The 25,604-nt window shown below is 68.5% G+C and carries 24 protein-coding genes and 1 tRNA gene; 12 read left to right on the forward strand and 13 right to left on the reverse strand.

Going from position 1 to position 25,604, the window contains the following annotated elements:
- The first annotated feature begins 174 nt into the window (after positions 1-174).
- The 5 genes from OG241_RS44725 (at position 175) to OG241_RS44745 (ending at position 6,378) form a co-directional block, all read left to right on the forward strand.
- Positions 175-690: a formate dehydrogenase subunit gamma gene (locus OG241_RS44725; protein ID WP_405824134.1), complete on the forward strand. Its 516-nt coding sequence runs from the start codon at positions 175-177 to the stop codon at positions 688-690.
- Entirely contained in the window at positions 687-2,318 is a 1,632-nt protein-coding gene (locus tag OG241_RS44730; protein ID WP_405824136.1) for a formate dehydrogenase beta subunit, read from the forward strand. Before OG241_RS44725 ends, OG241_RS44730 begins: the two co-directional genes overlap by 4 nt.
- Complete coding sequence (gene fdhF / locus OG241_RS44735) at positions 2,315-5,131, forward strand: formate dehydrogenase subunit alpha (RefSeq protein ID WP_405824138.1); 2,817 nt, start codon at positions 2,315-2,317, stop codon at positions 5,129-5,131. The genes OG241_RS44730 and fdhF overlap by 4 nt, the downstream gene beginning before the upstream one ends.
- A gap of 34 nt (positions 5,132-5,165) precedes the next feature.
- Positions 5,166-5,348 (forward strand): formate dehydrogenase subunit delta, encoded by a 183-nt coding sequence (locus OG241_RS44740; protein WP_405826776.1) that lies wholly within the window; start codon positions 5,166-5,168, stop codon positions 5,346-5,348.
- Positions 5,349-5,442: 94 nt separating this feature from the next.
- Positions 5,443-6,378, forward strand: coding sequence for a LysR family transcriptional regulator (locus OG241_RS44745; protein WP_405824140.1), 936 nt, complete (start codon positions 5,443-5,445; stop codon positions 6,376-6,378).
- 371 nt (positions 6,379-6,749) lie between these two features.
- Here the strand turns inward: OG241_RS44745 and OG241_RS44750 are convergent, their stop codons facing one another.
- Positions 6,750-8,324 carry a FadD7 family fatty acid--CoA ligase gene (locus OG241_RS44750; RefSeq protein ID WP_405824142.1) on the reverse strand — a complete coding sequence of 525 codons (1,575 nt, stop codon included), beginning with the start codon at positions 8,322-8,324 and terminating at the stop codon, positions 6,750-6,752.
- A gap of 257 nt (positions 8,325-8,581) precedes the next feature.
- On the opposite strand from OG241_RS44750, the gene oxc reads away from it, so the two are divergent.
- Together oxc and frc are read left to right on the forward strand one after the other, a co-directional pair.
- The gene (gene oxc / locus OG241_RS44755; RefSeq protein ID WP_405824144.1) at positions 8,582-10,330 is read left to right on the forward strand and encodes an oxalyl-CoA decarboxylase; all 1,749 of its coding nucleotides are present in this window, start codon (positions 8,582-8,584) and stop codon (positions 10,328-10,330) included.
- 64 nt (positions 10,331-10,394) lie between these two features.
- Positions 10,395-11,651, forward strand: a complete 1,257-nt coding sequence (gene frc, locus OG241_RS44760) for a formyl-CoA transferase (RefSeq protein WP_405824146.1) — start codon at positions 10,395-10,397, stop codon at positions 11,649-11,651.
- A gap of 69 nt (positions 11,652-11,720) precedes the next feature.
- Here frc and OG241_RS44765 read toward each other — a convergent pair whose 3' ends face one another.
- Together OG241_RS44765 and OG241_RS44770 are read right to left on the reverse strand one after the other, a co-directional pair.
- The gene (locus OG241_RS44765; RefSeq protein WP_405824148.1) at positions 11,721-12,152 is read right to left on the reverse strand and encodes a PAS domain S-box protein; all 432 of its coding nucleotides are present in this window, start codon (positions 12,150-12,152) and stop codon (positions 11,721-11,723) included.
- Positions 12,153-12,338: 186 nt separating this feature from the next.
- Complete coding sequence (locus OG241_RS44770) at positions 12,339-13,310, reverse strand: 2-dehydropantoate 2-reductase (protein WP_405824150.1); 972 nt, start codon at positions 13,308-13,310, stop codon at positions 12,339-12,341.
- Positions 13,311-13,555: 245 nt separating this feature from the next.
- On the opposite strand from OG241_RS44770, the gene OG241_RS44775 reads away from it, so the two are divergent.
- Complete coding sequence (locus OG241_RS44775; RefSeq protein WP_405824152.1) at positions 13,556-14,233, forward strand: GntR family transcriptional regulator; 678 nt, start codon at positions 13,556-13,558, stop codon at positions 14,231-14,233.
- A gap of 146 nt (positions 14,234-14,379) precedes the next feature.
- Positions 14,380-14,464 (forward strand) — tRNA-Leu (locus OG241_RS44780).
- A gap of 131 nt (positions 14,465-14,595) precedes the next feature.
- On the opposite strand, the gene OG241_RS44785 is transcribed toward OG241_RS44780, so the two are convergent.
- Together OG241_RS44785 and OG241_RS44790 are read right to left on the reverse strand one after the other, a co-directional pair.
- A complete protein-coding gene (locus OG241_RS44785; protein ID WP_405824154.1) occupies positions 14,596-15,048 on the reverse strand; it encodes a PIN domain-containing protein in 453 nt (150 codons plus the stop codon).
- Positions 15,041-15,331: a type II toxin-antitoxin system Phd/YefM family antitoxin gene (locus tag OG241_RS44790; RefSeq protein ID WP_405824156.1), complete on the reverse strand. Its 291-nt coding sequence runs from the start codon at positions 15,329-15,331 to the stop codon at positions 15,041-15,043. The genes OG241_RS44785 and OG241_RS44790 overlap by 8 nt, the downstream gene beginning before the upstream one ends.
- A 277-nt stretch (positions 15,332-15,608) precedes the next feature.
- Here OG241_RS44790 and OG241_RS44795 point away from each other — a divergent pair, with 277 nt between their 5' ends.
- Positions 15,609-16,154 (forward strand): AAA family ATPase, encoded by a 546-nt coding sequence (locus OG241_RS44795; protein ID WP_405824158.1) that lies wholly within the window; start codon positions 15,609-15,611, stop codon positions 16,152-16,154.
- A gap of 137 nt (positions 16,155-16,291) precedes the next feature.
- Here OG241_RS44795 and OG241_RS44800 read toward each other — a convergent pair whose 3' ends face one another.
- From OG241_RS44800 to OG241_RS44815, 4 genes are all read right to left on the reverse strand, one after another.
- Positions 16,292-16,864, reverse strand: a complete 573-nt coding sequence (locus tag OG241_RS44800; protein ID WP_405824160.1) for a GNAT family N-acetyltransferase — start codon at positions 16,862-16,864, stop codon at positions 16,292-16,294.
- A gap of 191 nt (positions 16,865-17,055) precedes the next feature.
- Positions 17,056-17,541, reverse strand: coding sequence for a class I SAM-dependent methyltransferase (locus OG241_RS44805; RefSeq protein WP_405826777.1), 486 nt, complete (start codon positions 17,539-17,541; stop codon positions 17,056-17,058).
- Between the two features lie 81 nt (positions 17,542-17,622).
- Complete coding sequence (locus OG241_RS44810; RefSeq protein ID WP_405824162.1) at positions 17,623-18,210, reverse strand: GNAT family N-acetyltransferase; 588 nt, start codon at positions 18,208-18,210, stop codon at positions 17,623-17,625.
- Between the two features lie 11 nt (positions 18,211-18,221).
- Positions 18,222-18,728: an ATP-binding protein gene (locus OG241_RS44815; protein ID WP_405824164.1), complete on the reverse strand. Its 507-nt coding sequence runs from the start codon at positions 18,726-18,728 to the stop codon at positions 18,222-18,224.
- Between the two features lie 167 nt (positions 18,729-18,895).
- Between OG241_RS44815 and OG241_RS44820 the strand changes: the two genes are divergently transcribed.
- Positions 18,896-19,747 (forward strand): Scr1 family TA system antitoxin-like transcriptional regulator, encoded by an 852-nt coding sequence (locus OG241_RS44820; RefSeq protein WP_405824166.1) that lies wholly within the window; start codon positions 18,896-18,898, stop codon positions 19,745-19,747.
- Complete coding sequence (locus OG241_RS44825) at positions 19,744-19,929, forward strand: DUF397 domain-containing protein (RefSeq protein ID WP_405824168.1); 186 nt, start codon at positions 19,744-19,746, stop codon at positions 19,927-19,929. The genes OG241_RS44820 and OG241_RS44825 overlap by 4 nt, the downstream gene beginning before the upstream one ends.
- A gap of 223 nt (positions 19,930-20,152) precedes the next feature.
- On the opposite strand, the gene OG241_RS44830 is transcribed toward OG241_RS44825, so the two are convergent.
- The 4 genes from OG241_RS44830 to sthA all read right to left on the reverse strand — a co-directional run bounded on the left by OG241_RS44830 (position 20,153) and on the right by sthA (position 25,524).
- Positions 20,153-21,058, reverse strand: a complete 906-nt coding sequence (locus tag OG241_RS44830; protein WP_405824170.1) for a geranyl diphosphate 2-C-methyltransferase — start codon at positions 21,056-21,058, stop codon at positions 20,153-20,155.
- Between the two features lie 26 nt (positions 21,059-21,084).
- Positions 21,085-22,197, reverse strand: coding sequence for a family 2 encapsulin nanocompartment cargo protein terpene cyclase (locus OG241_RS44835; RefSeq protein ID WP_405824172.1), 1,113 nt, complete (start codon positions 22,195-22,197; stop codon positions 21,085-21,087).
- Positions 22,194-23,621 (reverse strand): family 2B encapsulin nanocompartment shell protein, encoded by a 1,428-nt coding sequence (locus OG241_RS44840; RefSeq protein ID WP_405824174.1) that lies wholly within the window; start codon positions 23,619-23,621, stop codon positions 22,194-22,196. The genes OG241_RS44835 and OG241_RS44840 overlap by 4 nt, the downstream gene beginning before the upstream one ends.
- Positions 23,622-24,120: 499 nt before the next feature.
- The gene (sthA, locus tag OG241_RS44845; RefSeq protein WP_405824176.1) at positions 24,121-25,524 is read right to left on the reverse strand and encodes a Si-specific NAD(P)(+) transhydrogenase; all 1,404 of its coding nucleotides are present in this window, start codon (positions 25,522-25,524) and stop codon (positions 24,121-24,123) included.
- Between the last annotated feature and the right edge of the window lie 80 nt (positions 25,525-25,604).

A 25,604-nucleotide genomic window follows, 5' to 3' on the forward strand; every position in this document is an offset into this window, starting at 1 on the left:
TTTGGTATGCAACATGGCGACGGCTGTAAGGCTTGCCGGGCTGTCCGGGCTACTCCAGGTAAGACCTACGGGACTTCTACAACTGTCGTCTGTATACAGAAGTCTGTATGGGGTATCGTCTCAGTCTGCTGCAACCCTCGCCGGGGGACCCGTGTGACGGAAGGCGGAGCGATCATGACGACCAGCGGAAGTGATGTGTCGGTCGAGAGCGTGGTCCGGAGGGTGGTGGCCGACCACCGGGATCAGCGCGGCCCGCTGCTGCCCGTACTGCACGCGGTCCAGGCCGAGTTGGGTCATGTGCCGCAGGAGGCGATTCCGGTGCTGGCCGACGAGCTCAACCTCTCCCGGGCGGACGTCCATGGAGTGGTGACCTTCTACCACGACTTCCGCCGGGAGCCAGCCGGCCGCGACACCGTGCGCATCTGCCGCGCGGAGGCCTGCCAGGCCCTGGGCGCCGACCGTCTTGTGAGCTACGCGCGAGAGAGCGGACTGACTCTGGGGGAGACCTCGGCGGACGGTTCGGTCACCGTCGAGCAGGTCTTCTGCCTGGGCAACTGCGCACTGGGGCCGGCGGTGGAGGCGAACGGACGACTGTACGGGCGAGTGAGCCCGGCCCGACTGGGCTCCCTCCTGAGCGGGACGCCGAACGAGACGCTCAACGCCACGCTCGGCGGGACGGTCTCCTCATGAGCGACTCCTCGCACGGCACGGCGAAGGTCTACGTCCCCCGCGACTCGGCCGCCAGGTCCGTCGGCGCGGACGAGGTGGCGGGTGCCCTGCAACAGGCCGCCATGCGTGGGGACTTCGCCATCGACGTCGTACGCAACGGGTCACGCGGCATGCTGTGGCTGGAGCCGATGGTCGAGGTCGTCACCCCGCGAGGCCGCGTCGGCTACGGTCCGGTGGCCCCCGAGGAGGTGGACGGACTCCTGGCCGCCGGTCTGCTGGACGGCGCGGACCACCCACTGCGGCTCGGCCTCGTCGACGAACTCCCCTGGCTGGCCCGCCAGACACGCGTCACCTTCGCCAGAGTCGGCGTGACCGACCCCCTGTCGACGCGCGACTACGTCGAGCACGGCGGACTGGCCGGACTGCGCGCCGCCCTGGACATGGCGCCCGCCGACGTGGTCGCCGAGGTCACCGCGTCCGGACTGCGCGGACGCGGCGGCGCCGGATTCCCGGCCGGCATCAAGTGGAAGACAGTGCTGGACTGCGCCGACGAGCTGAAGTTCGTCTGCTGCAACGCCGACGAGGGCGACAGCGGGACCTTCGCCGACCGCATGGTCATGGAGGGCGACCCGTTCCTGCTCATCGAGGGCATGACCGTCGCCGCGCACGCGGTCGGTGCGAGCGAGGGCTACCTCTACATCCGCTCCGAGTATCCGGCCGCCATCGCCACGATGCGCGAGGCGATCGAACTCGCCCGCGAACAAGGATGGTTGGGCAAGGGCATCCTCGGTTCCGCACTCGACTTCGACCTGCACGTCCGCGTCGGGGCCGGCGCGTACATCTGTGGCGAGGAGACCTCCATGCTGGAGAGCCTGGAGGGAAAGCGGGGCACGGTCCGGGCGAAACCGCCGATCCCGGCGATCGAGGGCCTGTTCGGCAAACCGACCGTGGTGAACAACGTCCTCACCCTGACCACCGTCCCGGTCGTCCTCGCGAACGGAGCGAAGGCCTACCAGGACCTCGGCGTCGGCCGCTCGCGCGGCACCCAGGTCTTCCAGCTCGGCGGCAACATCGAGCGCGGCGGCATCGTCGAGACCGCCTTCGGCATCACCCTGCGCGAACTGATCGAGGACTACGGCGGCGGCACCCGAACCGGCCGCCCGGTGCGCACAGCGCAGGTAGGCGGCCCCCTCGGCGCCTATCTGCCGACGTCGATGTTCGACCTGCCGATGGACTACGAGGCGTTCGCCGAGGCCGGCGCGATGCTCGGGCACGGCGGGATCGTCGTCTTCGACGACAGCGTCGACATGGCGGCGCAGGCCCGCTTCGCGATGGAGTTCTGCGCGGAGGAGTCCTGTGGCAAGTGCACACCGTGCAGGGTCGGTTCGGTGCGCGGCGTCGAGGTGATCGACAAGATCGTGGCCGGTACGCACCGGGACGAGAACCTGGCCCTGCTCGACGACCTCTGCGACCTGATGACCGACGGCTCGCTGTGCGCGATGGGCGGGCTGACCCCGATGCCCGTACGCAGCGCCCTCACCCACTTCCCCGACGACTTCCTCGGCGTCCGTCGACTCCTGGACATCCAACCGGTCCGGGCGAACCAACCCGTACAGGCGAACGGCGTGAGGACGGAGGGAACGGCATGACACTCCTCAAGGAACCCGACTTCGGAACCCCACAACGGCCCGGCCCGGCAACGGTGTCGGTGGAGGTGGACGGCCTGCCGGTGACCGTCCCCGAGGGCACCTCGGTGATGCGCGCAGCCGCGCAGGCCGGCGTCGACATCCCCAAACTGTGCGCCACCGACAGCCTGGAGGCGTTCGGCTCCTGCCGGCTGTGCGTGGTCGAGATCGACGGCCGGCGCGGCACCCCGGCGTCCTGCACCACACCGTGCGCCGACGGAATGAAGGTGAGCACGCAGACGCCGAAGGTGGAGAAGCTCCGCCAGGGCGTCATGGAGCTCTACATCTCCGACCATCCCCTCGACTGCCTCACCTGCCCGGCCAACGGCGACTGCGAACTCCAGGACATGGCAGGCGTGGTGGGGCTCAGGCAGGTCCGCTACGGCTACGAGGGGGCCAACCATCTCGAAGCCGAGAAGGACACCTCCAACCCCTACTTCGACTTCGACCCGTCCAAGTGCATCTCCTGCTCCCGCTGCGTTCGGGCCTGCGGCGAGGTCCAGGGCACCTTCGCGCTCACCATCGAGGGGCGCGGCTTCGACTCCAAGGTCTCGGCAGGCGCCGGCGAGACGTTCATGGACTCCGAGTGCGTGTCCTGCGGCGCCTGCGTCCAGGCCTGCCCGACATCGACGCTCCAGGAACGCTCGGTCGTCGAACTCGGCATGCCCACCAGGTCAGTTGTGACCACCTGCGCCTACTGCGGCGTCGGCTGCTCCTTCAAGGCCGAGCTGCGCGGCGACGAACTGGTGCGCATGGTGCCGTACAAGGACGGCGGGGCGAACGAGGGCCACTCGTGCGTGAAGGGCCGCTTCGCCTTCGGCTACGCCACCCACCCCGACCGCCAACTCAGGCCCATGGTCCGGGAGAAGATCACCGACCCGTGGCGCGAGGTCGAGTGGGACGAGGCGATCGGCACAGTGGCCCGCCGTATGCGCGAGCTCCAGGACCGGTACGGCACGAGTTCGGTCGGCGCCATCACCTCCTCGCGCTGCACCAACGAAGAGGTGTACGTCGTACAGAAGATGGTGCGCGCCGCCTTCGGCAACAACAACGTCGACACCTGCGCCCGCGTCTGCCACTCCCCGACGGGATACGGCCTCAAGCAGACCTTCGGCGAGTCGGCGGGCACCCAGGACTTCCGTTCCGTGGCCGAGGCCGACGTGATCATGGTGATCGGCGCCAACCCCACTGACGGGCACCCGGTGTTCGCGTCCCGGATGAAGCGCCGGCTGCGTGAGGGCGCCAAGCTGATCGTCGTCGACCCGCGCCGCATCGACCTCGTACGCTCGCCGCACATCGAGGCCTCGCACCACCTCCAGCTCAGGCCGAGCACCAACGTCGCCGTCGTGAACGCCATGGCCCATGTGGTGGTCGCCGAGGGCCTGTTCGACCGGGACTTCGTGGACGCGAGGTGCGAGGACTTCGACGCGTGGGCGGAGTTCGTCGCCCGCCCCGAGAACAGCCCGGAGGCGGTCGAACCGATCACCGGCGTACCGGCCGCCGAACTCCGGGCCGCCGCAAGGCTGTACGCGACCGCCCCCAACGGAGCCATCTACTACGGCCTCGGCGTCACCGAGCACAGCCAGGGCTCGACCATGGTCATGGGAATGGCCAACCTCGCGATGGCGTGCGGCAACATCGGCCGGGACGGCGTCGGCGTGAACCCGCTGCGCGGCCAGAACAACGTGCAGGGCTCCTGTGACATGGGCTCGTTCCCGCACGAACTCCCCGGCTACCGCCATGTCTCCGACGACGCGGTGCGTACCGTCTTCGAGAACCTCTGGGGCGGAACTCTCCTCGCCGAACCGGGACTTCGTATCCCGAACATGTTCGACGCGGCGATCGACGGCACCTTCCGGGGCCTGTTCGTCCACGGCGAGGACATCGCCCAGTCGGACCCCAACCTCAAACACGTAACCGCCGCCCTAGAAGCGATGGAACTGGTCGTCGTACAGGACCTGTTCCTCAACGAGACCGCCAAGTTCGCGCACGTCTTCCTGCCCGGCGCGTCGTTCCTGGAGAAGGACGGCACCTTCACCAACGCCGAACGCCGGATCAACCGGGTGCGCGCCGTGATGAAGCCGAAGACGGGCAAACACGAGTGGGAGATCGTCAGCGAGATCGCCACCGCCATGGGCTATCCGATGGCGTACGACCATCCGCGCCAGATCATGGACGAGATCGCCTCGGTCACCCCCACCTTCACCGGCGTCTCCTTCGAGCTCCTTGACAAGCTCGGCAGCATCCAGTGGCCGTGCAACGAGGCCGCGCCGGAGGGAACGCCCGTCATGCACGTCGACGAATTCGTGCGCGGCAAGGGCAGGTTCGTGGTCACCTCCTACGTACCGACCAGCGAACGCAGCACCCGGCGCTTCCCGTTGGTCCTCACCACGGGACGCATCCTCAGCCAGTACAACGTCGGCGCGCAGACCCGCCGTACCGGCAACGTCGCCTGGCACCCCGAGGACGTCCTCGAACTGCACCCGCACGACGCCGAGGACCGGGGCATCAAGAACGGCGACATGGTCACCCTGGCCAGCCGGGTCGGGCAGACGTCGCTGCGCGCGGAGATCTCCGACCGGATGCCCACCGGGGTCGTCTACACCACCTTCCACCATCCCGTGACCGGCGCCAACGTGGTGACCACGGAGAACTCCGACTGGGCGACCAACTGCCCGGAGTACAAGGTGACCGCCGTACAGGTCGGCCTCGCCCGCCCCACGCGGGCGGCCGAAGCCGAACCGGCGGCGGACGACATGGTCATGGTGGTGGACTGAGATGGCCGCAGCCGCAGTACCACCGGAGCGCCGGATGGCCAACGACATCGCCGCGAACCACGGTCATCTGCCGGATGACGTCGCCGCGAAGGCCATCGCCGGGCACGTGGACAGGTTCTGGGACCCGCGCATGCGTACGCGGTTGTACGAGTTCGTCGACGCCGGAGCGGACGGTCTCGACCCGCTCGTCGTCGCCGCGGTGAAGCTCCTGCGCTGACCCGCCGGGTCGGACTCGCGACGCCTCCCCTGTAGATCATCGCGGGGGAGGCGCCGCGTACGCTGGGGCGGCCCCGGACAGAGAGGAGCCGTTCATGCTGTTCCGGCAGCTGGAGTACTTCGTGGCGGTGGCGAGGGAACGGCACTTCGCCCGGGCGGCGGAGTCCTGCTACGTCTCCCAGCCGGCACTCTCGGCGGCGATCGCCAAGCTGGAACGGGAGTTGAACGTCACTCTGATCAACCGCGGGCACAACTACCAGGGCCTCACCCCGGAAGGTGAACGCCTCGTCGTCTGGGCCAAGCGCATCCTCGCCGAACAGGACGCGTTCAAGGCCGAGGTGGCCGCCGTCCAGTCCGGCATCACGGGAACACTGCGCCTGGGCACCGACCCCACCGCGTCCACGACCCTGGCGCTTCCCGTGGCCGCGTTCTGCGCGGCACACCCACTGGCCAAGGTGCAGGTCCGCTCCCGCCTCTCCACGAAGGAACTCCACCGCCAACTGCGCGACTTCGAACTGGACGTGGCGATCGCCCACTTCGACCCGGGCGACCAGGAGGGCCTTCAGGTCGTCCCCCTCTACCAGGAGCGGTACATGCTGCTGGTGTCGGACGACCAACTCGTCGCCCAGTCCGCCACCGTGACCTGGACGGACGCGGCCCAACTGCCGCTCGCGCTGCTGACACCCGACATGCGGATCCGGCAGATCGTCGACACGGTGTTCGCACAGAAGGGGTTCGTGGTGACCCCGCAGGTCGAGACGGACTCCATCGCCTCCCTCTACGCCCATGTGGGCGGCGGCGGTTGGGCGAGCATCGTCCCGCACACCTGGCTGCGCGCCATGCCGGTCGTCGGCCGGACCCGCGCGCTGCCCCTGGTCGACCCGGAGGCCGGCGCCCAGGTCTCGGTGGCGATCCACGCGGCCACCCCCGGCTCGGTCGCCGCCCGCGCGTTCGTCAACGCCGCGACAGGTCTGTCCCTGGACGACCTCTTCGCCCGCCCGCTACCGACGTCCGAACACCGCGTGCGCTGAGCCCGTCCGGGGGCGCGTATCGGGTCGGCGGAGCTGCCGGTCGGGCGTGGACGCGAGAGGGTCTCACCGGGACGACCACTCCGCCTGCCTGCCAGCCCGCCGCCCGGCGGTTGAGCGCCGCGTGCGCCGGCTTCGGGCGGGGGCGTGTGTCGGCTGGGCGGTGCCTTGCGGTGTGGACCCGCCGTGACAGGCCCCAGCTGGACGACTGCTTGGCGCGCCTGGCTGCCCGCCGCCCGGCGGTTGAGCGCCCCGCGTGCGCCAGCTTCGGGCGGGGGGCGTGTGTCGGGTCGGCGGTGTCTTCTGATCCGTACCGGTCGCGACGGGTCTGGTCCCGCCTGGAGCACTGCCTTGAGCGCCCGCCGGCCCTGTCGTCAGGGCGCGTACCGGGCCTGCACCGCCTTCCGGTCCAGGCCCCCCTTCGCGGTGTACGGCAGGGCGGCGACCACGTCGAGCCGGTCGGGCACCTCGAACGCGGCCAGCCGGTCACGGCAGTACCGCAGGATCTCCGCGGCCTCCACGCTCTCGTCCGCCCGCACGACCACGGCGGCGCCGACCCGCTGCCCGTACACCGCGTCTGGTACGGCGAACACGGCCGCCTGGGCGACCCCCGGGCAACCGGCGAGGACGTCCTCGACATGCTCGGGCGAGATCTTCTCCCCGCCGCGGTTGATGACGTTCTTGATCCGCCCGGTCAGCGACAGATACCCCTGCGCGTCCAGCGTGCCCAGATCACCGGTACGCAGCCACCCGTCGACGAAGGTGTACGCCGACTCGTCCTGGTCGGCGAGATATCCACGGGCGACGGTGGGACCGTGCACCCACACCTCGCCCTCGACGCCCACCGGGCACGCCCGCCCGCTCCGGTCGACGACCCGCACCTCGACCCCGGTCGGCCGCCCGACCGACCCCTGCTTCAGCGCCCCCCGCTCGGGCAGCGGCTCGCTGGTCGCCTGATGCGAGGACTCGGTCATCCCGTACGCGGACAGCAGAGGCGCGCCGAACGTACGCTCCAACGCCCGCTGCGTGGCCGTGTTGAGGGGAGCACTGCAACTCCGTACGAACTTCAGGGGCGGCCCCTGCGGCCCCGGATACTCCCGCTCCGAACGGTCGAGCAGAATCTCGTGGATGGCCGGCACCGCGGTGAACCAGGTGGCGGTCACGGCCCGCATGTCGTCCCAGAACGTACCCGCCGAGAACCGCCCCCGCTCGGGCAGCAGCACGCATCCCCCGCTGGCCAGGGAGGCCAGCAGCGCCGCGAACAGCCCGTGGCCGTGGAAGAACGGCATCACCGCCACCGTCGCGTCGGCAGGGCTCAACTCGTAGGTGGCACAGATACCTTGGACGGACGCGGCCACGTTGCTGTGGCTGATCGGCACCATCTTCGCCCGGTCGGTGGTGCCCGCGGTGAACAGGACGAGGGCGTCCCGCTCGGACAACTCGCCCGCCACGCCCGGCACTTCGGGAGCCGCACTGGTGTCGAGCATGACCGTCGCCGTGCCCGCCCGGGAGGCGTCCACCCGCAGGGGCCACACGGGAACCGGCAGCACGGCGTCGGACACCGACGGCCCGACCAGCACCGCCCGCGCACCCAACGCCTCTATGCGCGCTGCCAGTTGAGACGAGGGAAGCGCCGGGTCCAGCGGGGCGACCACAACTCCGGCTCGCGCCGCACCCAGCAACGCCACAACGAACTCCGCCGTGTTGGCACAGAGCAGACCGACCGCGTCACCCCGCCCCAGCCCGGTGCGGGCGAGCCGGGCAGCCACGTCGTCGGCCAGCGCGGCGAGGCCGCGGTAGGAGAGGTGCACGCGTTCGCCGGTGACGACCAGAGCCCGGGCGTACGGGCGTTCCCGTACCTGCCGGTCGAGGAGGTCGACGAGGCCCGTGACCGCCGGAGGCCGGTACCGGTTCGTGTCGCGCACGGATGCCGCGGCCGGGACCGCCATGACCCCACCCCCCTCGCGCCAGATCCGATGAAGCAGTCCTCTGCGAGCCTGCGGCGCCCCACGGCCGGCGTCCAATACGCACTGGTGAACGGCCGATAGCAGGCATCTATCAAGGGAGTTGGCGACGCCTCCACCGGCGGTCGATAGACGCTGTTTATCGGCTGGTCGCCGATGGGTCTTGGACGCGGGCGGACGCGCTGCGGATGGTGAGAGAAGTAGCCGCTCCGGCAGGACCTGCCCAAGGAGGACCTCGGACCATGACCGCCCCCTCGCCCCTGGAGACCGCGGCAGCAGCCGACGTTCCGACCGAGCTCACTGACGGGTACCACCTGGTCGTCGACGCGCTGAAAATGAACGACGTCGACACCATCTACGGAGTGGTCGGCATCCCGATCACCGACCTGGCCCGCCTCGCCCAGGCACAGGGCATCCGCTACATCGGCTTCCGGCACGAGAGCAACGCCGGACACGCGGCGGCGGCGGCCGGCTACCTCAACAAGAAACCCGGCGTGGCACTGACCGTGTCGGCGCCCGGCTTCCTCAACGGCCTGGTCGCCCTGGCGAACGCGACCACCAACTGCTTCCCGATGGTCCAGATCTCCGGCTCCAGCGAGCGCCACCTCGTCGACCTCAAGCAGGGCGACTACGAGGAGATGGACCAACTCGCCGCCGCACAGCCCTTCGTGAAGGCCGCCTACCGGGTCAGCCGCGTCGAGGACATCGGCCGGGGCATCGCCCGCGCCCTGCGCACCGCGATCTCCGGGCGCCCCGGCGGCGTCTACCTCGACATTCCCGCAGCCGTGCTCGGCGCCATCATGCCCGCCGCGGACGGCGCGAAGACGCTCAGCCGTCTCGTCGACCCCGCCCCGCGCCAGTTGCCCGCGCCGGAGGCCGTGGACCGCGCGATCGAGCTACTGGCAGGCGCCGAGCGGCCGTTGGTCGTCCTGGGCAAGGGCGCCGCGTACGCGCAGGCCGACGACCGGGTCCGCGAGTTCATCGAGTCCACCGGCATCCCGTACGTACCGATGTCGATGGCCAAGGGCCTGCTGCCCGACGACCACCCGCAGTCGGCGGCCACCGCGCGCTCCCTGGCGCTGAAGAAGGCCGACGTCGTGATGCTGATCGGCGCCCGTCTCAACTGGCTGCTGGGCCACGGCCGGACGGGCTGGAACCCCGAAGCCAAGTTCATTCAGATCGACATCGACCCCAAGGAGATCGACAGCAACCAGCCCATCGCCGCCCCGCTCGTCGGTGACATCGACTCGGTGCTCGAAGCACTCGCCGAACGGACCAAGTCCGGCCGGATCACGGCCCCTTCGGCCTGGCGGGAGGAGCTCGGGGCGCGCTCGGCGCAGAACGTGGCCAAGATGGCCGAGCGCCTCGAAGCCGACCCGCACCCCATGCAGTTCATGGGCGCGCTGAAAGCCGTACGCGATGTCGTGCGCGCACGCCCGGAGACGTACATCGTCAACGAGGGTGCCAACGCCCTGGACATCGCGCGCAACGTCATCGACATGCACGTACCGCGCCACCGCCTCGACAGCGGCACCTGGGGCGTCATGGGCATCGGGATGGGGTATGCGATCGCCGCAGCCGTCGAGAGCGGCGCACCGGTCATCGCCGTCGAGGGCGACAGCGCCTTCGGCTTCAGCGGCATCGAGATCGAGACGATCTGCCGCTACAACCTGCCCGTCGTCACCGTGATCATGAACAACGGCGGTGTCTACCGGGGCGACGACGTCAACCCGTACGACGACGCGCCCTCGCCGACGACCCTCATGGGCGCGGCCCGCCACGACCTCCTGATCGAGGCGTTCGGCGGCAAGGGCTACCGCGCGACCACACCCGCCGAGGTCACCGCCGCCCTCACCGAAGCACTGGCCGCGGGTGGCCCGGCCCTCATCGACTGCGTGATCGACCCCTCGGCCGGCACCGAGAGCGGCCACATCTCGCACCTCAACCCCAAGGGCATCACCGTCGGCAACATCACGGCCGCGAAGAAGTGACCCTGCCCCTGCTGTGTCTCGAACTCCCGCTCCGTACACGTACGTTCACGAAAAGGATGCAGACATGAGTGAAAAGCCGCTCGCCGGAATCAAGGTGATCGACTTCACCGGGGTCCAGGCCGGTCCCGCCTGCACACAGCTGCTCGCCTGGTTCGGCGCCGACGTCCTGAAGGTGGAGCGCCCGAACGGCGGCGACGTCACCCGCAATCAGCTGCGGGACATCGAGGACCTCGACGCGCTGTACTTCACGATGCTCAACAGCAACAAGCGCTCCCTCGCCATCAACACCAAGACCGCCGAGGGGCTGGAGGTGCTGGAGAAGCTCATCACCGGCGCCGACGTACTGGTGGAGAACTTCGCCCCCGGCGCCCTGGACCGCATGGGCCTGACCTGGGAGCGAATCCAGGAACTCAACCCGCGCCTGATCTTCGGCTCGGTCAAGGGCTTCAACGACGACTCGTCCTGGAACGACCTCAAGGTCTACGAGAACGTCGCCCAGTGCGCGGGCGGCGCCGCCTCCACCACCGGCTTCTGGGACGGCCCGCCGACCATCTCCGGCGGCGCCCTCGGCGACACCAACACGGGGATGCACCTGGCGATCGGCATCCTCACCGCGATCATCGACCGGGGCAGGACGGGCCGGGGACAGAAGGTCTCCGTCTCCATGCAGGACGCCGTCCTCAACCTCTGCCGCGTCAAGCTGCGCGACCAGCAGCGACTGGAGCGGGTGGGCCACCTGGAGGAGTACCCGCAGTACCCGAACGGCGAGTTCACCGACGTCGTACCGCGCGGCGGCAACGCGGGCGGCGGCGGGCAGCCCGGGTGGGTGCTCAAGTGCAAGGGCTGGGAGACCGACCCGAACGCGTACATCTACTTCACCGTCCAGGAGCAGAACTGGAAGCGCACCGCCGAGGTGATCGGCCGCCCCGAGTGGGCCGAGGACGCGCAGTACGCCACCGCGCGCGCCCGCCAGTCGCACATCTTCGAGATCTTCGAGGAGATCGAGAAGTGGCTCGCTGACAAGACCAAGTACGAGGCGGTCGACATCCTGCGCGAGTGGGAGGTCCCCTGCGCCCCGGTCATGAGCATGAAGGAGCTGGCCTACGACGAGGACCTGCGCAAGAGCGGCACGGTCGTCGAGGTCGAGCAGAAGGGCCGGGGCACGTACCTGACCGTCGGCAGCCCGGTGAAGTTCTCCTCCTTCAAGCCGGACATCGCCGGCGCCCCGCTGCTGGGCGAGCACAGCTCCGAGGTCCTGGTCGAACTCGGCTACGACGAGGAGACCATCGGCCGGCTGAAGGAGAGCGGGGTCATCGTCTGAGCAGGCTTACAGAGACGGAAGCGGCCGTGGCCCGAAGGCCACGGCCGCTTCCGCGTCTCTCCGGCGAGTTCAGGCCGTCGCCTCGGCCTCGGCCCGCCGCCGCATCAACTCCCGTTCCCGCTCGCGACGAGCGGTGACGTCCCGGATGACTGCCCCGACGTACGTGCTGCCGTCAGGGGCAGGCAGCAGCACCACGCTGAACTCGATGGACAGCTTGCGGCCGTCCGCCGCCAGCGCGGGAACATTCAGCAGGTCCGCGTCCCCGTACTTGGTCGTCCCTCGGTCCATGGCCTCCTGGAAGCCGTCCCAGTGACGCTTCCGGTGCCGCTCGGGGATGATGACGTCCAAACTGCGACCGTCCGCGTCGCCCGCCGAGAACCCGAAGATGCGCTCAGCGCCCCGGTTCCAGAAGCGGATCAGTCCTTCGCCGTCGATGATCACTATGCCGTCGGGCGCCTGGATGGCCATTCCCAGCACCACGTCGGGATCCAGATCTTCCATGTCGCCTCCACGCTGGGGCAGTTGGACAGCTAACGCATACAAGCGACAGTATACAGGTGGATGGTATACAGGATCCATACAAGCAACCGGCCTGGCAAGGACGGGACTTCCGCAGCCGGAGGCCCCCTCCTTGCCGGCGTTCCGTGCGCCGACGCGTCGACCTCTATTCCGGAATCTATTCCGGCATCACGCGGCGGTCCCCAGGGCGAGGAGGTCGCTGATGGCGTGGACGGTCCGGAGGGTGGGGACGTCGACGCCGGTGATGTCGGCGAGCTCGATGACGGCGGTCAGAAGGACGTCGAGTTCGAGGGGCTTGCCCCGTTCGAGGTCCTGGAGGGTGGAGGTGCGGTGGTCGCCCACGCGTTCGGCGCCGGCCAGGCGGCGTTCGATGGAGATGCCGATGCGGCAGTTGAGCGCTTCGGCCACGGCGAGGGTCTCTTCCATCATGGTCTGGATGACCTGACGGGTACCGCCGTGATGGCACATCTGACGCATGGTGGCGCGAGCGAGCGCGCTGATGGGGTTGAAGGAGATGTTGCCGAGGAGCTTGAGCCAGATGTCGTTACGGAGATCGGGCTCGACGGGGCATTTCAGTCCGCCGGCCTGCATGGCCTCACTGAAGGCCTGGCAGCGCGGGGAAAGGGTGCGGTCCGGTTCGCCGATGGAGAACCGGGTCCCCTCCAGGTGCCTGACGACGCCCGGCCCCTCCAGTTCGGTCGCCGCGTACACGACGCAGCCGACGGCCCGCTCCGGCGCGAGCACCGCACTGACCGCGCCGCCGGGGTCCACACTCTCGATGTGATGGCCGTCGTGAGGTCCGCCGTGGTGGTGGAAGTACCACCACGGGATGCCGTTCTGGGCGGCGACGACGGCGGTGGACCCGTGGAGCAGGGGCTCGATGAGTGGCCCGCACGCCGCGTACGAGTTCGCCTTGAGCCCGAGAAAGACGTAGTCGACGGGGCCGATGTCGGCGGGGTCGTCGGTGGCGTGGGCGTGGGCGGTGAAATCACCGCGTGGGCTGAGCACCCGTACGCCGTGTCGCCTCATGGCCGCGAGGTGCGGGCCACGGGCGACAAGGTGGACGTCGGCGCCTGCTTGGTGCAGGGCGGCGCCGACATAGGCGCCGATGGCTCCGGCGCCGAGGATGGCGACTTTCACTGGTGGCGCTCCGTTCGGTCGAGGGTGTACCGCGGAACTGTCGAATAGTGTCGACGAAATATTGTCTACAGGATGGAGTTGCTGCCAGCAAGGGTTTGAGTCGGGGTCCGCGAGGCCACCCGTGCGCCCACCTGCGCGGCGTGAGCTGGGTTTCCGGGTCTTTGTGCGCCGTAGACTGTAGGCGAAAGCCAATTCATACTTGGCTCTCACACGCGTAGCGGCGACGCTGCGGAGGAGGGGCTGCGATGTTGTCGACGAATGGACTGCCGCAGGGCGCGGTGCCGAAGCTCGAACGCCCCGGCCCGTTGCGCGACAGGGTGTACGAGGCGCTGCTCGAACTGATCACCACCCGTGCCCTGCAGCCCGGGCAGCATCTGGTCGAGAGCGAACTCGCCGGGCACCTCGGGGTCTCACGGCAGCCGGTGCGCGAGGCGCTCCAGCGGCTGAACACGGACGGCTGGGTCGATCTGCGGCCCGCGCAGGGTGCCTTCGTGCATGAACCGACCGAGGCGGAGGCGGACCAACTCCTCACCGTACGCACCCTGCTGGAGGCCGAGGCGGCCCGGCTCGCGGCGGCCAACGCGGGTGCCTCGGCCATCGCGGTGCTGGAGGAGATGTGCGCCGAGGGTGAGCGCGCGGTCGCCGCCGACGACGTGGACGCCGCGGTCGCCATGAACGCCCGGCTCCACGCGAAGATCATGGAGCTGGCCGGCAACACGGTCCTCGCCGAGCTGGCGGCACAGGTCGACCGCCGGGTGCGCTGGTACTACACGCCGGTCGCCCGGCAGCGCGGCCGGCAGTCCTGGATCGAGCACCGCGAGCTGATAGCGGCGATCGCGGACCGCGACGAGCGGCGCGCGACCGAGGTCATGCGGGCGCACACGGAACACACGCGGAAGATGTACCACGAACGGGAGAAGTAGCCCCGGTCTCCTGACCCCGGACCTGAGCATCCCGTAGCTGCCCGGTCGCTCGGGGTGAGAGATATGCAGGTGAAAGCAGGTCCGAAAGCTTGGTATTGTTGGTCATGTCGCCGCCGGGAAACACCCCTGGTCGCGGCAGACACCTGGTCCGGGTGGCGGAATGGCAGACGCGCTAGCTTGAGGTGCTAGTGCCCTTTATCGGGCGTGGGGGTTCAAGTCCCCCCTCGGACACAGCTTCTTATGTAGACGGATGGCGCCGACCAGGAAATGGTCGGCGCCATCCGTGTTTTCGCGCAGGAGAAGCTCGCCCTGTCAACGGCCCCGAGCCGTACGGGCAGCGACAGGCCACGACCTGGGAAGCTTCACAGATCGTCGGGGAGCAGCCGGAAGGCGGGCTGACCCGTGAGTGGTCGCATGATGCGGAAATGGCTGTCCGTTGTGAACATGTCCGCCGTGCGGAAGGCTGACGCCAGGGCGACGTTCATCGCGTCGGCGAGCCCCACTCCCGCCCCGCCGTCCGCGTCCGCGTACCTCCGCATCACGGCCATGGCGCTGCGGAGATGTGGTGCGGTATCGGGGATCTCGAACCGGCGGGCTTCCGTCTGCCCGGCGATGAAGTCGAGTGCGTTCATGGCCGCTGCGGGGCCGATCCGCGACGTCAGCAGATAGTCGAGTTCCGTAAGCACCATTGCCGAGACCACGAGATGGCCCGTCCGGCCGAGGGCCTCTCGGTGAGCCGCGTGGCGGGGGTCCTTGGGTGTGAACAGCCGGTACAGGGCGTTGGTGCCGGCGATGGCGACCGGAATGTCAGTCATCGGTCCCCGCTGTGTCGGCGGCTGCGCCCATGCCGCGCAGGGTCGCGTCGATCTCGTCGTCGTCCAGCACGGGGCCGCCCAGATCCGGAAGGTCCAGGGCGCCCATGGGATCGGTGCGGAACGGGTAGGCGGGCAGGCCTGTTACCGCACCGCGGGGAACTATGTCCCCTATCGGGACCCCGTCCTTGGTGATGGTCACTGTTTCCCCGGCCGCCACGCGGGCCAGAACCCGTGATGTCTGCTGGTTGAGCTCCCTCAGCGGGACCTCGGCGCTGTCACTCATCCTCCCACCGTACTACTCGTTCTACATGGTGGCGAGTGGTTGCTTCCACGGCATTGAGGGGCCTCGTCGCCAGCGCCCATCCGGTGGGTAGGGTGCGTGTGGATGTCCCGGTCGCTTACTGGGGCGAGGCTCGTGGAGACGTTCTCGCGTCCGTCGGGAGGAAGGCAGTACTGCCGACTCGGACGACGCGATGTGTGTGGCCGCCGGGCTGAGGGCGGACGATCACCGTCGGCTTCACGGCCGCTCTGACTCAGGTGCACCATGATGGGGGCCCACAGTGCAGGAGCTCGGTTCAGCAGTCGTGCTCATCACGGGTGTCATGGCGTCCGGGAAGTCCACCGTCGCCCAACTCCTGGCCGAGCGGCTCCCGCGCTCCGTGCATCTGCGCGGCGACGGGTTCCGGCGGATGATCGTGTCCGGTCGCGAGGAGTTCGCTCCGCAGCCAACCGCCGAGGCGACGGCGCAGTTGCGACTGCGTTACCTGGCCTCCGCCGCGGTCGCGGATCTGTACGCGCAGGCGGGATGGACCGTCGTCGTCCAGGATGTCGTCCTCGGCGGGCACCTCGACGACTACCTCAACGCCGTGACGACCAGGCCTCTGTATCTGGTGGTGCTCGCCCCGACACCCGAAGCCGTCGCGGCACGTGAGGCGGACCGCCCCAAGAACGGCTACGGCGGCCCCTGGACAGTCGACATCCTCGACGACGCCCTACGCAGCCGGACTCCGCGCCGCGGGCTCTGGCTGGACACGTCGCACCAAACGCCCGCCGAGACTGTGGACCAGATCCTCGCCGACCTCGCCAAAGCCGCCATCGCCAGCTGAAACAACCCATCAAACGATCGCTGAGAAAACCTCAGAGGACGGTATGTAGCTCTTTGTTCGGTTCACCGTTGTGTGTGGACGAGGCGCAGTGGTCGATTGCTTGGGGTTAGCCGATATCGGGTGCCGAGCGACGGAACTCAGTGGGCGGGAACCGGCTCGGACGACGGCTGCCACTCCCGCCTGATCAGCCCGTAGACCCACGAGTCAGAGACCTCGCCGTTGACGACGCAGTCTTCCCGCAACGTGCCTTCACGCACGAAGCCGAGCTTTACCAGCACGCGGGCAGAAGCCAAGTTGCGCGTATCGGTCTCAGCCTGGACGCGATTGAGGTCCAGCGTGTCGAATGCCCACCGAAGCAGAGCGCGCGCGGCCTCGGTCGCGTAGCCGTGGCCCCACGCTGCATCGTCGTAGCAGTAGCCGAGCGACGCGCTGCGGAAGTCCTGGTTCCACCTGTTCAGGGTGCACCAGCCGATGAACGCCCCGTCGGAGACACGATCCACGGCCAGCCGCGCCCCGGTGCCTTCCTTTTCCATCTCTCGGCAACGGGTGATGAACTTCTCGGCTCGCGCGCGTTCGGTCCACGGTGGATCGTCCCAGTAGCGCAGCACGTAGGCGTTGCTCTGCAGCGCGAAAAGGTCGTTCGCGTCCGCGTCTTCGAAGGCACGCAGTCGAAGGCGAGAGGTCTGCAACGAGGGGGTGGGCAGCGACATACTCAAGTGTTCCCTCCCCTGATCGGTGGCCGATCAATCAGATATCCGATGCGGGTCACTCGCAACGGGTTTTCTCGGCGGGTCGGCAGAACGACGTGTCCGCTCATCGGCGCGACCGACCGCCCCAGAGGGCGGCACCCGAGGTGATGCCCGGTTGGGCTGAGCAGGCTGATTGCGGCCCGCCGTAGGGGCTACGGCCGTGGCAGGGTGAACAGCCCCTGCTCGGTCTCGGCCAGGACCTGGACGGGCCTCTTGAGCTTGAGGCGGACGCTGTTGATGTTGTTGGGCGCGACCGCCACATCCATCGCCTCGCACACCTGCCGGGCCCGCAGCGGGAGGCGGCCTTGTCCAACAGCGCGATGCCGACGGCGTTCTCGTGCGCCGACGCGGCCACCACGACCACCAGCCCCAGAACGCCAGCCCGCGAGCGCTTCCATGCGCGGCGACAGGTCGACCCCGGTGGCCTTGACGCCTTGTTGTGCGAGGTGAGCGAGGGCGCGGCCGGTTCCGCATCCGATCTCCAGCACGGACTTCGGGCTGCCGAGGAGTTCGGGGCCGGGGCCGTGGCCGGCGTACTGGGTCCAACAGAATGACGGCTCGGCGTCGTCCTTGAACGCGGACTCGGCGTACGCGTCCCACAGTTCGGTCTCGGCGGCGATGTCGTGCGGTACGGGCACAGCTGGTCCTCTGGTCGTCGGGATGCCGTCGCGGCGGCGCTCGATGAACGGCGCGTAGTGCATGAACTGCAAAAGTGCAGCTCAAGATCGAGATACGTTCGACGCGAAATCCCGATGCGCACTCATCGAATGCAGCTGTGCGAACTCGTCAGCGAGCATGCTCGTCATGACGAGATCGTGGTGAAGGCCGGCGAAGAACACGTGATCGCGAAGGCGTCCCTCCTCCACGAAGCCGAGCCGACGGTGAAGGACCAGCGATGCTTCGTTGTGGGCGAAGATCCGCGCTTGGCACTTGTGATAGCGCCGCTCGGCGAACATGAAGCGCAGCAGCATCACCACTGCTTCCGTGGCGTAGCCCCTGCCCCGATGATCAGCGCCCACCGTGACGCCGTACTCGAACCAGCCCGCACGCGGATCGGCGTGGTGGGAGCCGATACTGCCGACCAGTTCCCCCGTGTCGACGGCTTCGATACCCAACATGAAGCAATCGCCGTCGGACTTGGCAACGGCCTGTTCCTTCGCCCAGGTACGGAAACCCTCGGCGGACCGGGGTGGTTGCAGTAGGTCCCCCAACCGCTCCTCGTCCACGGCGAAGCGCATGAACGCGGTCCAGTCGTCGGGCTCGATGCCGCGTAAACATACTCGCTTGCCCGTCCAGAACGATGTCATCCCCTATTCGATCACGTTGCAGTGCCCGAGGACCAAGGCTTTGCCCACCCCTGAACCAGCCTGTGACCTGGCACTTCAGCGTTGCAAGGTGACAAGGCGCACTCCGCCCACACGGTCTTACCGGAGGGCGGCCGGGACTCCGTGCCCCACCGGTCGGCCAGTGTGTCGACCAGGAGCAGGCCGCGCCCCGACTCGTCGTCCGGGCCCTGCACTTGGTGGATCGTGGGGCGACATTCGCCCCGGGTGTCGCTGACCGCGATGCGCAGGGTGCCGACCGCCTCGTCCAGCGTCAGAGCCAGCAGGAAGTCGCGACCTTGAACGCGGCCGTGCAGCGCCGCGTTCGCCGACAGCTCCGCGACGACGTGTTCCGCTCGCTCGATGACTGCGGGTGACAACTCCCAGGCGGTCAGCCGCTCCATGGCCAGGAGCCGGGCAAGTCGGGCGCCACGGCGGGTGGCGGAGAGTTGCTGCGCGAACGTACGTACGGCAGCGCAGACTTGGGGCGTGGAGGCGTTCATGGGGAAACCGTGGCGTGCGTGCGGAGGCGTTTTCCAGTAGCGCGGCCCGTACGCTGCGTCAGTGTACGGACACGTTTTGTGGACAGTACGGGGATCTTGCCGTCACTGTGGGTGCTGTCGATCGCGGGGATGCCGCAGAGGACGTACGCACCTGGAGGTGGCCGCGTATGACGGACAGCAGCGACGTGACGGCTTGCGACTGGGAGCGCGAGCCCGACCCTTCCGACAGTCTGCGGACCTTCGGGGCCGTCGTCCAGGCCCTGCGCGAGCACGCGGGGCTCAGCCGGATCGAGTTCGCGGCACTCGTACGGTTCTCCAAACACACCGTGGAGTCAGTGGAGTTGGGGCGCCGGATGCCCGACGAGGCGCTCGTGGAACGGGCGGAGGAGGCGACGGGGAACACGGGTGCCCTGCGGAAGGCGGCAGGGCATCTGACGCGAGGTGAAGCGGGGTTGGCGGCGTGGTTCCGGCGGTGGGCCAGGCTGGAGAAGGTGGCGGTGAGCCTGTGTACGTACGAGTGCAGGCTGGTCCCTGGGTTGTTGCAGTCGGAGGGGTATGCGCGGGCGGTGTTCGAGGGCACGATTCCGGTGATCACGGACGAGGAGCTCGAGACCCTGCTCGCCGTACGGATGGAGAGGCAGCGGATGCTGTACGAGCGGCCGACCGTGCCGTTCAGCTTCATCGTCGAGGAGCACGTGTTCCGGCGGAGGTTCGGGAACGTGGAACAGATGCGGGAGCTGCTCGACCATGTGCTGGAGCACAGCGCGCCGCGCAACGTGACGCTTCAGGTCGTTCCGTTGGAAGCGGGGTTGCACGCGTGCCTGGATGGGCCCGTACGGCTACTGGAAACTCTGGAGGGACGGCGGTTCGCGTACTCCGAAGGGCAGCAGAACGGGCGGCTGATTGCTGACGTGAAAGAGGTAAGCCTCCTTCAACAGCGCTATGACACACTGCGCTCTCAGGCCCTGAACCCCGAAGACTCGCGGGGTCTGTTGGAGAGACTGCGAGGAGAGCTATGAGCACGACGGAACTCGCCTGGTTCAAGTCCAGCTACAGCGGCAGCCAGGGCGACGACTGCGTGGAGGTCGCCGTCACCGAACAGGCCATCTGCGTACGGGACTCCAAGGACGTGACTCGCCCGCACTTTGCCGTCGCGTGTGACGAGTGGTCGCGGTTCGTAGGGTTCGCGGCTGGGGCCTGAGCGGAGCGGCGTGCGCGTGGCGCTCAGAAGATCTTGCGTGCTGGCGTCCGGTATGCCGAGGGTGGTTGGTTCCCTTTTGGGTCCCGCCGGGCCCCGCGTGCCGGTTGGACCGGTCGCGACGAAATAGGCGTCGGCTACTGCTCCAGCTGTGGCGGACGGCGCAGACCGGCCGGGCCTTTTTCACCCCCCCTCCGCCGGTCTGCGTCGGCTCCTCAGCTGGCTGTCAGACGCGGTCGGCCGCGATCAGCAGGTACTGGAAGCTGCCGTTCTCGTACGCGGTCATGAACGTGTCCTCGATACCCGTGACCAAGTGGTCTGCCTCCTTGCGGAGTTGCCAGTAGGGGAGGGCGTCGGCGGTCAGGTCCTCGACGTGGACGGGGACCAGCCGGTTGCGGGCCATGGCGCGGAAGTACTCCGAGCGGGGATGGATGTCGCATATGTAGTGGGCGTTGATGAGGGACACCTCGCGAGAGGCCCGCCCGTAGGCGTCGTTGTAGCAGCCGGTGATCGTCACATAGCGTCCGCCGCGGCGCAGCAGCCGGGCGTGCTCGGCGAACAGCAGGTCCAGTTCCACGTACATGGTGGACTCGTTGTTCCAGGACGCCGCGTACGCGCCCGTCCGGAAGCCGGTGGCGAGCATGTTGCGATGGTGGTAGGCCACCTTGTCCTCGATGCCCCGCTTCCGGGCCTGTTCGTTCGCGAACTCGGCCTGCTTGGCCGAGATGGTGACGCCGTCTGCGTGGCAGCCGTAGCGCAGGTTCGCCACGACGCTGCCACCGCCGCGTCCGCAACCGGCGTCGAAGACGCGGTCGACGGGGGAGAGAGGGCCGAGGTGGGTGGCGAGGAGATCGGCCTGGTCCTGTTCCAGGCGGTGCAGTTCGGTGGTGATCCGCTCCCTGCGCAGGCCGGCGTCGGGCTCGTCGAGTACTGACCGGTCGGCGGCGCCGATGCCGTAGTGGTGGTGGTAGAGGTCGTCGATCCTGCCGAGTTCGAGGTTGACCGGGTTCTCCTCGGTGTTCCAGTAGTCCGCGACCCGGGTCTGGTACGTGGAGTGCGTCGGCACCGGTGCCGTTGGCGTGGAGGCGTCGGGGGTGATGGTCAACGGTGACTCCTCGTGCTGGTGATGCATATGACGATCAGTCAGTTCTGGTCGTTTCACCAGTAGTTGGGCAGCTGGTAGCGGTGGGTGTTGGTGGCGTGCCATTCGTGGCTGCCGGCCACCCAGGCGGCCAGGCCCTGGGCGTAGCGCCCTACCAGGGGTGAAGTGGCGGACAGGGCGGCGGACTCCTCCTCGAACGCCTGCATGATCCGGTTGTGGATCTCAACTGCCTTCAGAAAGGCGGCTTTCAGCCCGCACCGCTCGTTCGCGGCGATGACCTGGGGCAGGTTGAGATGGTTCGGATCAGCGGCCAGCTCCTTGGTGAAGGAGTACAGGTCGTTGACCAGCGTGGCGGCGTTGCCGGCGAGGGCGGTGATCCGCTGGATCTCGGGCCGTGCGTATACGGCTTCGGGCAGCTCGTAGCCGTCCACGGCGTCGATGATCGCCAGGCAGGGACGGAAGCTGTTGAACTGCCGCATCACCAGGTACTCCCACACCTGTGGCATGTACCGGATGTCGGCCCAGCCGGCCTCGCCGAGATAGCCCAGGTGTAGCCGGGCCAGGTCGTGCAGTAGGCGGTCGGTCTGGCTGGGTGTGGCGAGTACGGCGTAGTCCCGCAGGGCGGAGCGGTAGGAGCGCAGCGGCCCGTCGGCCCACATGCCGTGCCGCCACTCGTCCTCCAGCTCGGGGGTGCCGTGGAACGGGTCGAGCGCCGACTGGGCCATGAGCAGCCGGCCGCCCAGCCCGCGCGGCGAACCGCCCCTGTCCTCGTCCACCTCGCAGTAGCAGTTGTCGACGAGATGCTCGGCCACCAGCAACTTGCCCGCTGCGGTGAGGTGTTCGAGGGAGGCGGCGCCCGGATGCGAGAGTACGACGGCCAGCCCGAACCGGGACTTCGAGAAGTCCTCCGTCCACGCGGGCGGGAACAGGTCGAGCCGACGGGCCCAGGATTCCAGCCTGCGCTCGATCTCCTCGACCTTCGCGGGGTCTGCCGGGACGGCGGGCCGGTGCCGCAGCCCGGGAATGGAACCACTTCGCCGGGCGTGCGCCGTACGGGCGAGGCTCGGGCCGGGCGGACCGGGGAGCCGCGGTCCGTACGACGTCCCGGCCGAGCGGGCCGAGTCGGCCGAGCTGGTCGAACCGGCTGTCGTCTGAGACGGCACGCTCATTCCGGCACCCACCCGACCTGGACGTTCTCCAGGATTCCCGCGGCGTCGGGGACGAGTATGGCCATCGAGTAGTAGGCGGTGACCAGGTAGCTCATGATCGCGGTGGCGTCGATGCCCATGAACCGCACGTTCAGGCCGGACTCGTACTCCTCGGGGATGCCGGTCTGGTGGAGGCCGATGACCCCCTGGTCCTGCTCGCCGGTGCGCAGCGCGATGATGCTGCTGGTGTGCTGCGGACTGATCGGGATCTTGCCGCACGGAAAGATCGGAACGCCACGCCAGGCGGGTACTTCGTGCCCCTCGATGTTCACGGTGCCCGGCACGAGGCCGCGCCGGTTGCACTGCCGGAAGAAGGCCGAGATCGCCTTCGGATGGGCCAGGAACAGCCGGGTCTTGCGGCGCATCGACAGCAGTTCGTCGAGGTCGTCCGGCGTCGGGGGACCGGAGAAGGTGCTGATGCGCTGGCTGTAGTCGACGTTGTGCAGCAGCCCGAACTCGCGGTTGTTGAACAGCTCCCACTCCTGGCGTTCGCGGATCTCCTCGATGGTCAGGCGGAGTTGCTGCTCCGTCTGGTTCATGGGGTGGTTGTAGAGGTCGGCGACCCGGGTGTGGACGCGCAACACCGTCTGGGTGAGCGACAGTTCGTACTCGCGCGGCGCGAGGTCGTAGTCGACGAAGCCGCCGGAGAGGGCCGCCTCTCCCACGTGGCCGGCCTGGAGGGGGACATCGGCTTCGCCCTTGCGGTTCATGGGTTTGTTCTGCTGCTCCGCGAAGGCGGCCAGCTGGGCAGCGAGGGACGGGGTGCGTTCGAGGAACTGCATCAGGGTGTCCCAGTTGAGCGCCAGCACCACTCCCGGGGTCTCGGCCCGTACCGAGCTGAGCCACAGGGGGTCGGCGTGGCCGATGGCTTCGTCGCCCATTCCGTCGCCGTCGGTGACGACCCCGAGGATCTCCTGCTCGCCGTACTTGCCGTTGGTGTAGCGGGTGAACCGGCCGTGGACGACGAGATAGGCCTCCGAGACGGGCTGCCCGGCGTCGAAGAGGACCTGGCCGGCGCGTACCTCCCGTACCCGGAACCGCTGGGCGATCTCCCTCAGGGCCGTGGTGTCGGAGTAGCCGCGCAGGGCCGGCAGTTCGGTCAGGGTCTCCGGGATGACCTTGATGTCGTCGGCGCCGTTGTGCTCGAACTGCACCCGCCCTCGGCCGACACGCAGTTGAAGGCGGCGGTTGACCCGGTAGGTGCCGCTCTTGACGTCGATCCACGGCAGCATCCTGAGCAGCCATCGCGAGGTGATGGCCTGCATCTGCGGTGCGGACTTGGTGGTGGTGGCGAGCTGACGCGCCGCCTGGGTGCTGAGACTGGTGAACCGTTGCTCGTCGGTGGGTTCGACGGCGCTTTCGGGGAGGTTTTCCGGAGCGGACACAATTCTCCCAAGGCAAGGGGGGACGTGAGTGGACGCGCACGAACATGGCTGAGACAGGGCGGGAGTCGGGGATGCCACGGAGGCCGGTACTCGAGAAGGACGCGAACGCGGACCGCGCGGACCTGACCTGCTGTCAGAAGACCGGATGAGGAACGCACGCCCGGACGGCAACCTCGTGAGGTCCGGGCAACTTGGCAGTACGCGCCGCATGTCAAGCGAAACAGCTCCGGCCGCCCCTCGGGAACCGCGCGAAAGGGGCGTCTTCATGCCTCGCGACCGTCACACGGCACCCCGAGGCAACCCGCGGACGGGCCCGCACTCCCGCGCCGCCTCACCGCTCCGGCAACCGGCGTGAACGGCGCACGCGGTGAACTTCCCTTCCGTTACCCCGATGTGAGGCCCGCCGCTGATGAACTCCGTTGTCAGTTGCTGCTGTTGAGCCGACACGCGAAAGAGACCCCGCTTCACGCGGGGTCTCTTCCGGACTGAGCAGTCTCCTTCAGTCCCGCAACCGGTCGATCTGCCGCAGCTTGTTCGTCGCGTCCAGGGCCGCCACCTTGTAGGACTCCGCGAGCGTCGGGTAGTTGAAGACCGCGTTGACCAGGTAGTCGACCGTGCCTCCGCAACCCATCACGGACTGGCCGATGTGGATCAGTTCGGTCGCTCCCGTGCCGAAGCAGTGGACGCCGAGGAGTTTGCGGGTCTCCGGGCAGACCAGCAGCTTGAGCATGCCGTGGGAGTCGCCGATGATCTGGCCTCGGGCCAGTTCGCGGTAGCGGGAGATGCCCACCTCGAACGGGATGCTTTCCTCGGTGAGTTGGTCCTCCGTACGGCCGATGAAGCTGATCTCGGGGATCGTGTAGATACCGATGGGCTGGGTGTTGTGCATCCCGTCGACCGGTTCACCGCACGCGTGGTACGCCGCCGCCCGGCCCTGTTCCATCGAGGTCGCGGCGAGGGCCGGGAAGCCGATGACGTCGCCGACGGCGTAGATGTGCGGCACCTCGGTGCGGTAGTGCTCGTCGACCGTGATCCGGCCACGCCGGTCGGCGGACAAGCCGGCCTTGTCCAGGTCGAGTTCGTCGGTGAGGCCCTGGCGGCCCGCCGAGTACATCACCGCGTCCGCGGGGATCTTCTTGCCGCTCTCCAGGATGGTGAGCGTGCCCCGGGAGTGGCGTTCCACCGCCGCGACCGTCTCCCCGAAGCGGAAGGTGACGGCCAGGTCCCGCAGGTGGTACTTCAGCGACTCGATCACCTCGACGTCGCAGAAGTCGAGCATCGCGGGGCGCTTCTCGACCACCGTGATCTTGCTGCCCAGGGCCGCGAACATGGATGCGTACTCCATGCCGATCACCCCGGCCCCGACGATGACCATGGAACGCGGCACGCCCTCGAGGTTGAGGACGTTGTCGGAGTCCATGATCGTGCGTTCGTCGAACTCGACCGTGCCCGGACGGGCCGGGCGGGTCCCGGTGGCGATGACGATGTGCTCGGCGGTCAACAGCTTCTCGTTGCCGTTGACTTCGTGCACCGCCACGGTGTGGTCGTCGACGAAGCGGCCGGTGCCGGCGAACAGGGAGACGTGGTTGCGGGACAGTTGACTGCGGATGACGTCGACCTCGCGACCGACCACGTGCTCGGTGCGCGCGGTCAGGTCGGCGACGGTGATGTCCTCCTTGAGCCGGTAGCTCTGGCCGTACAGATCGCGCTGGGTGAGGCCGGTGAGATAGAGCACCGCCTCGCGCAGCGTCTTGGAGGGGATGGTGCCGGTGTGGATGGAGACCCCACCGACCATGTCGGGGCGGTCGATGACGGCGGCCCGGCGGCCGAGCTTGGCCGCCGCGATGGCAGCCTTCTGGCCGCCCGGGCCGGATCCTATGACAAGCATGTCGAAGTCGGGCACCCTGCCGAGTCTGTCAGCCCGAGGCCGCCGCCCGGAAGGGTGAACGGACAACGATTGGCGGCCACTTCGGCCCAGGTAGC

This window comes from Streptomyces sp. NBC_01390, assembly GCF_045040105.1.
Classification (GTDB): Bacteria; Actinomycetota; Actinomycetes; order Streptomycetales; family Streptomycetaceae; genus Streptomyces.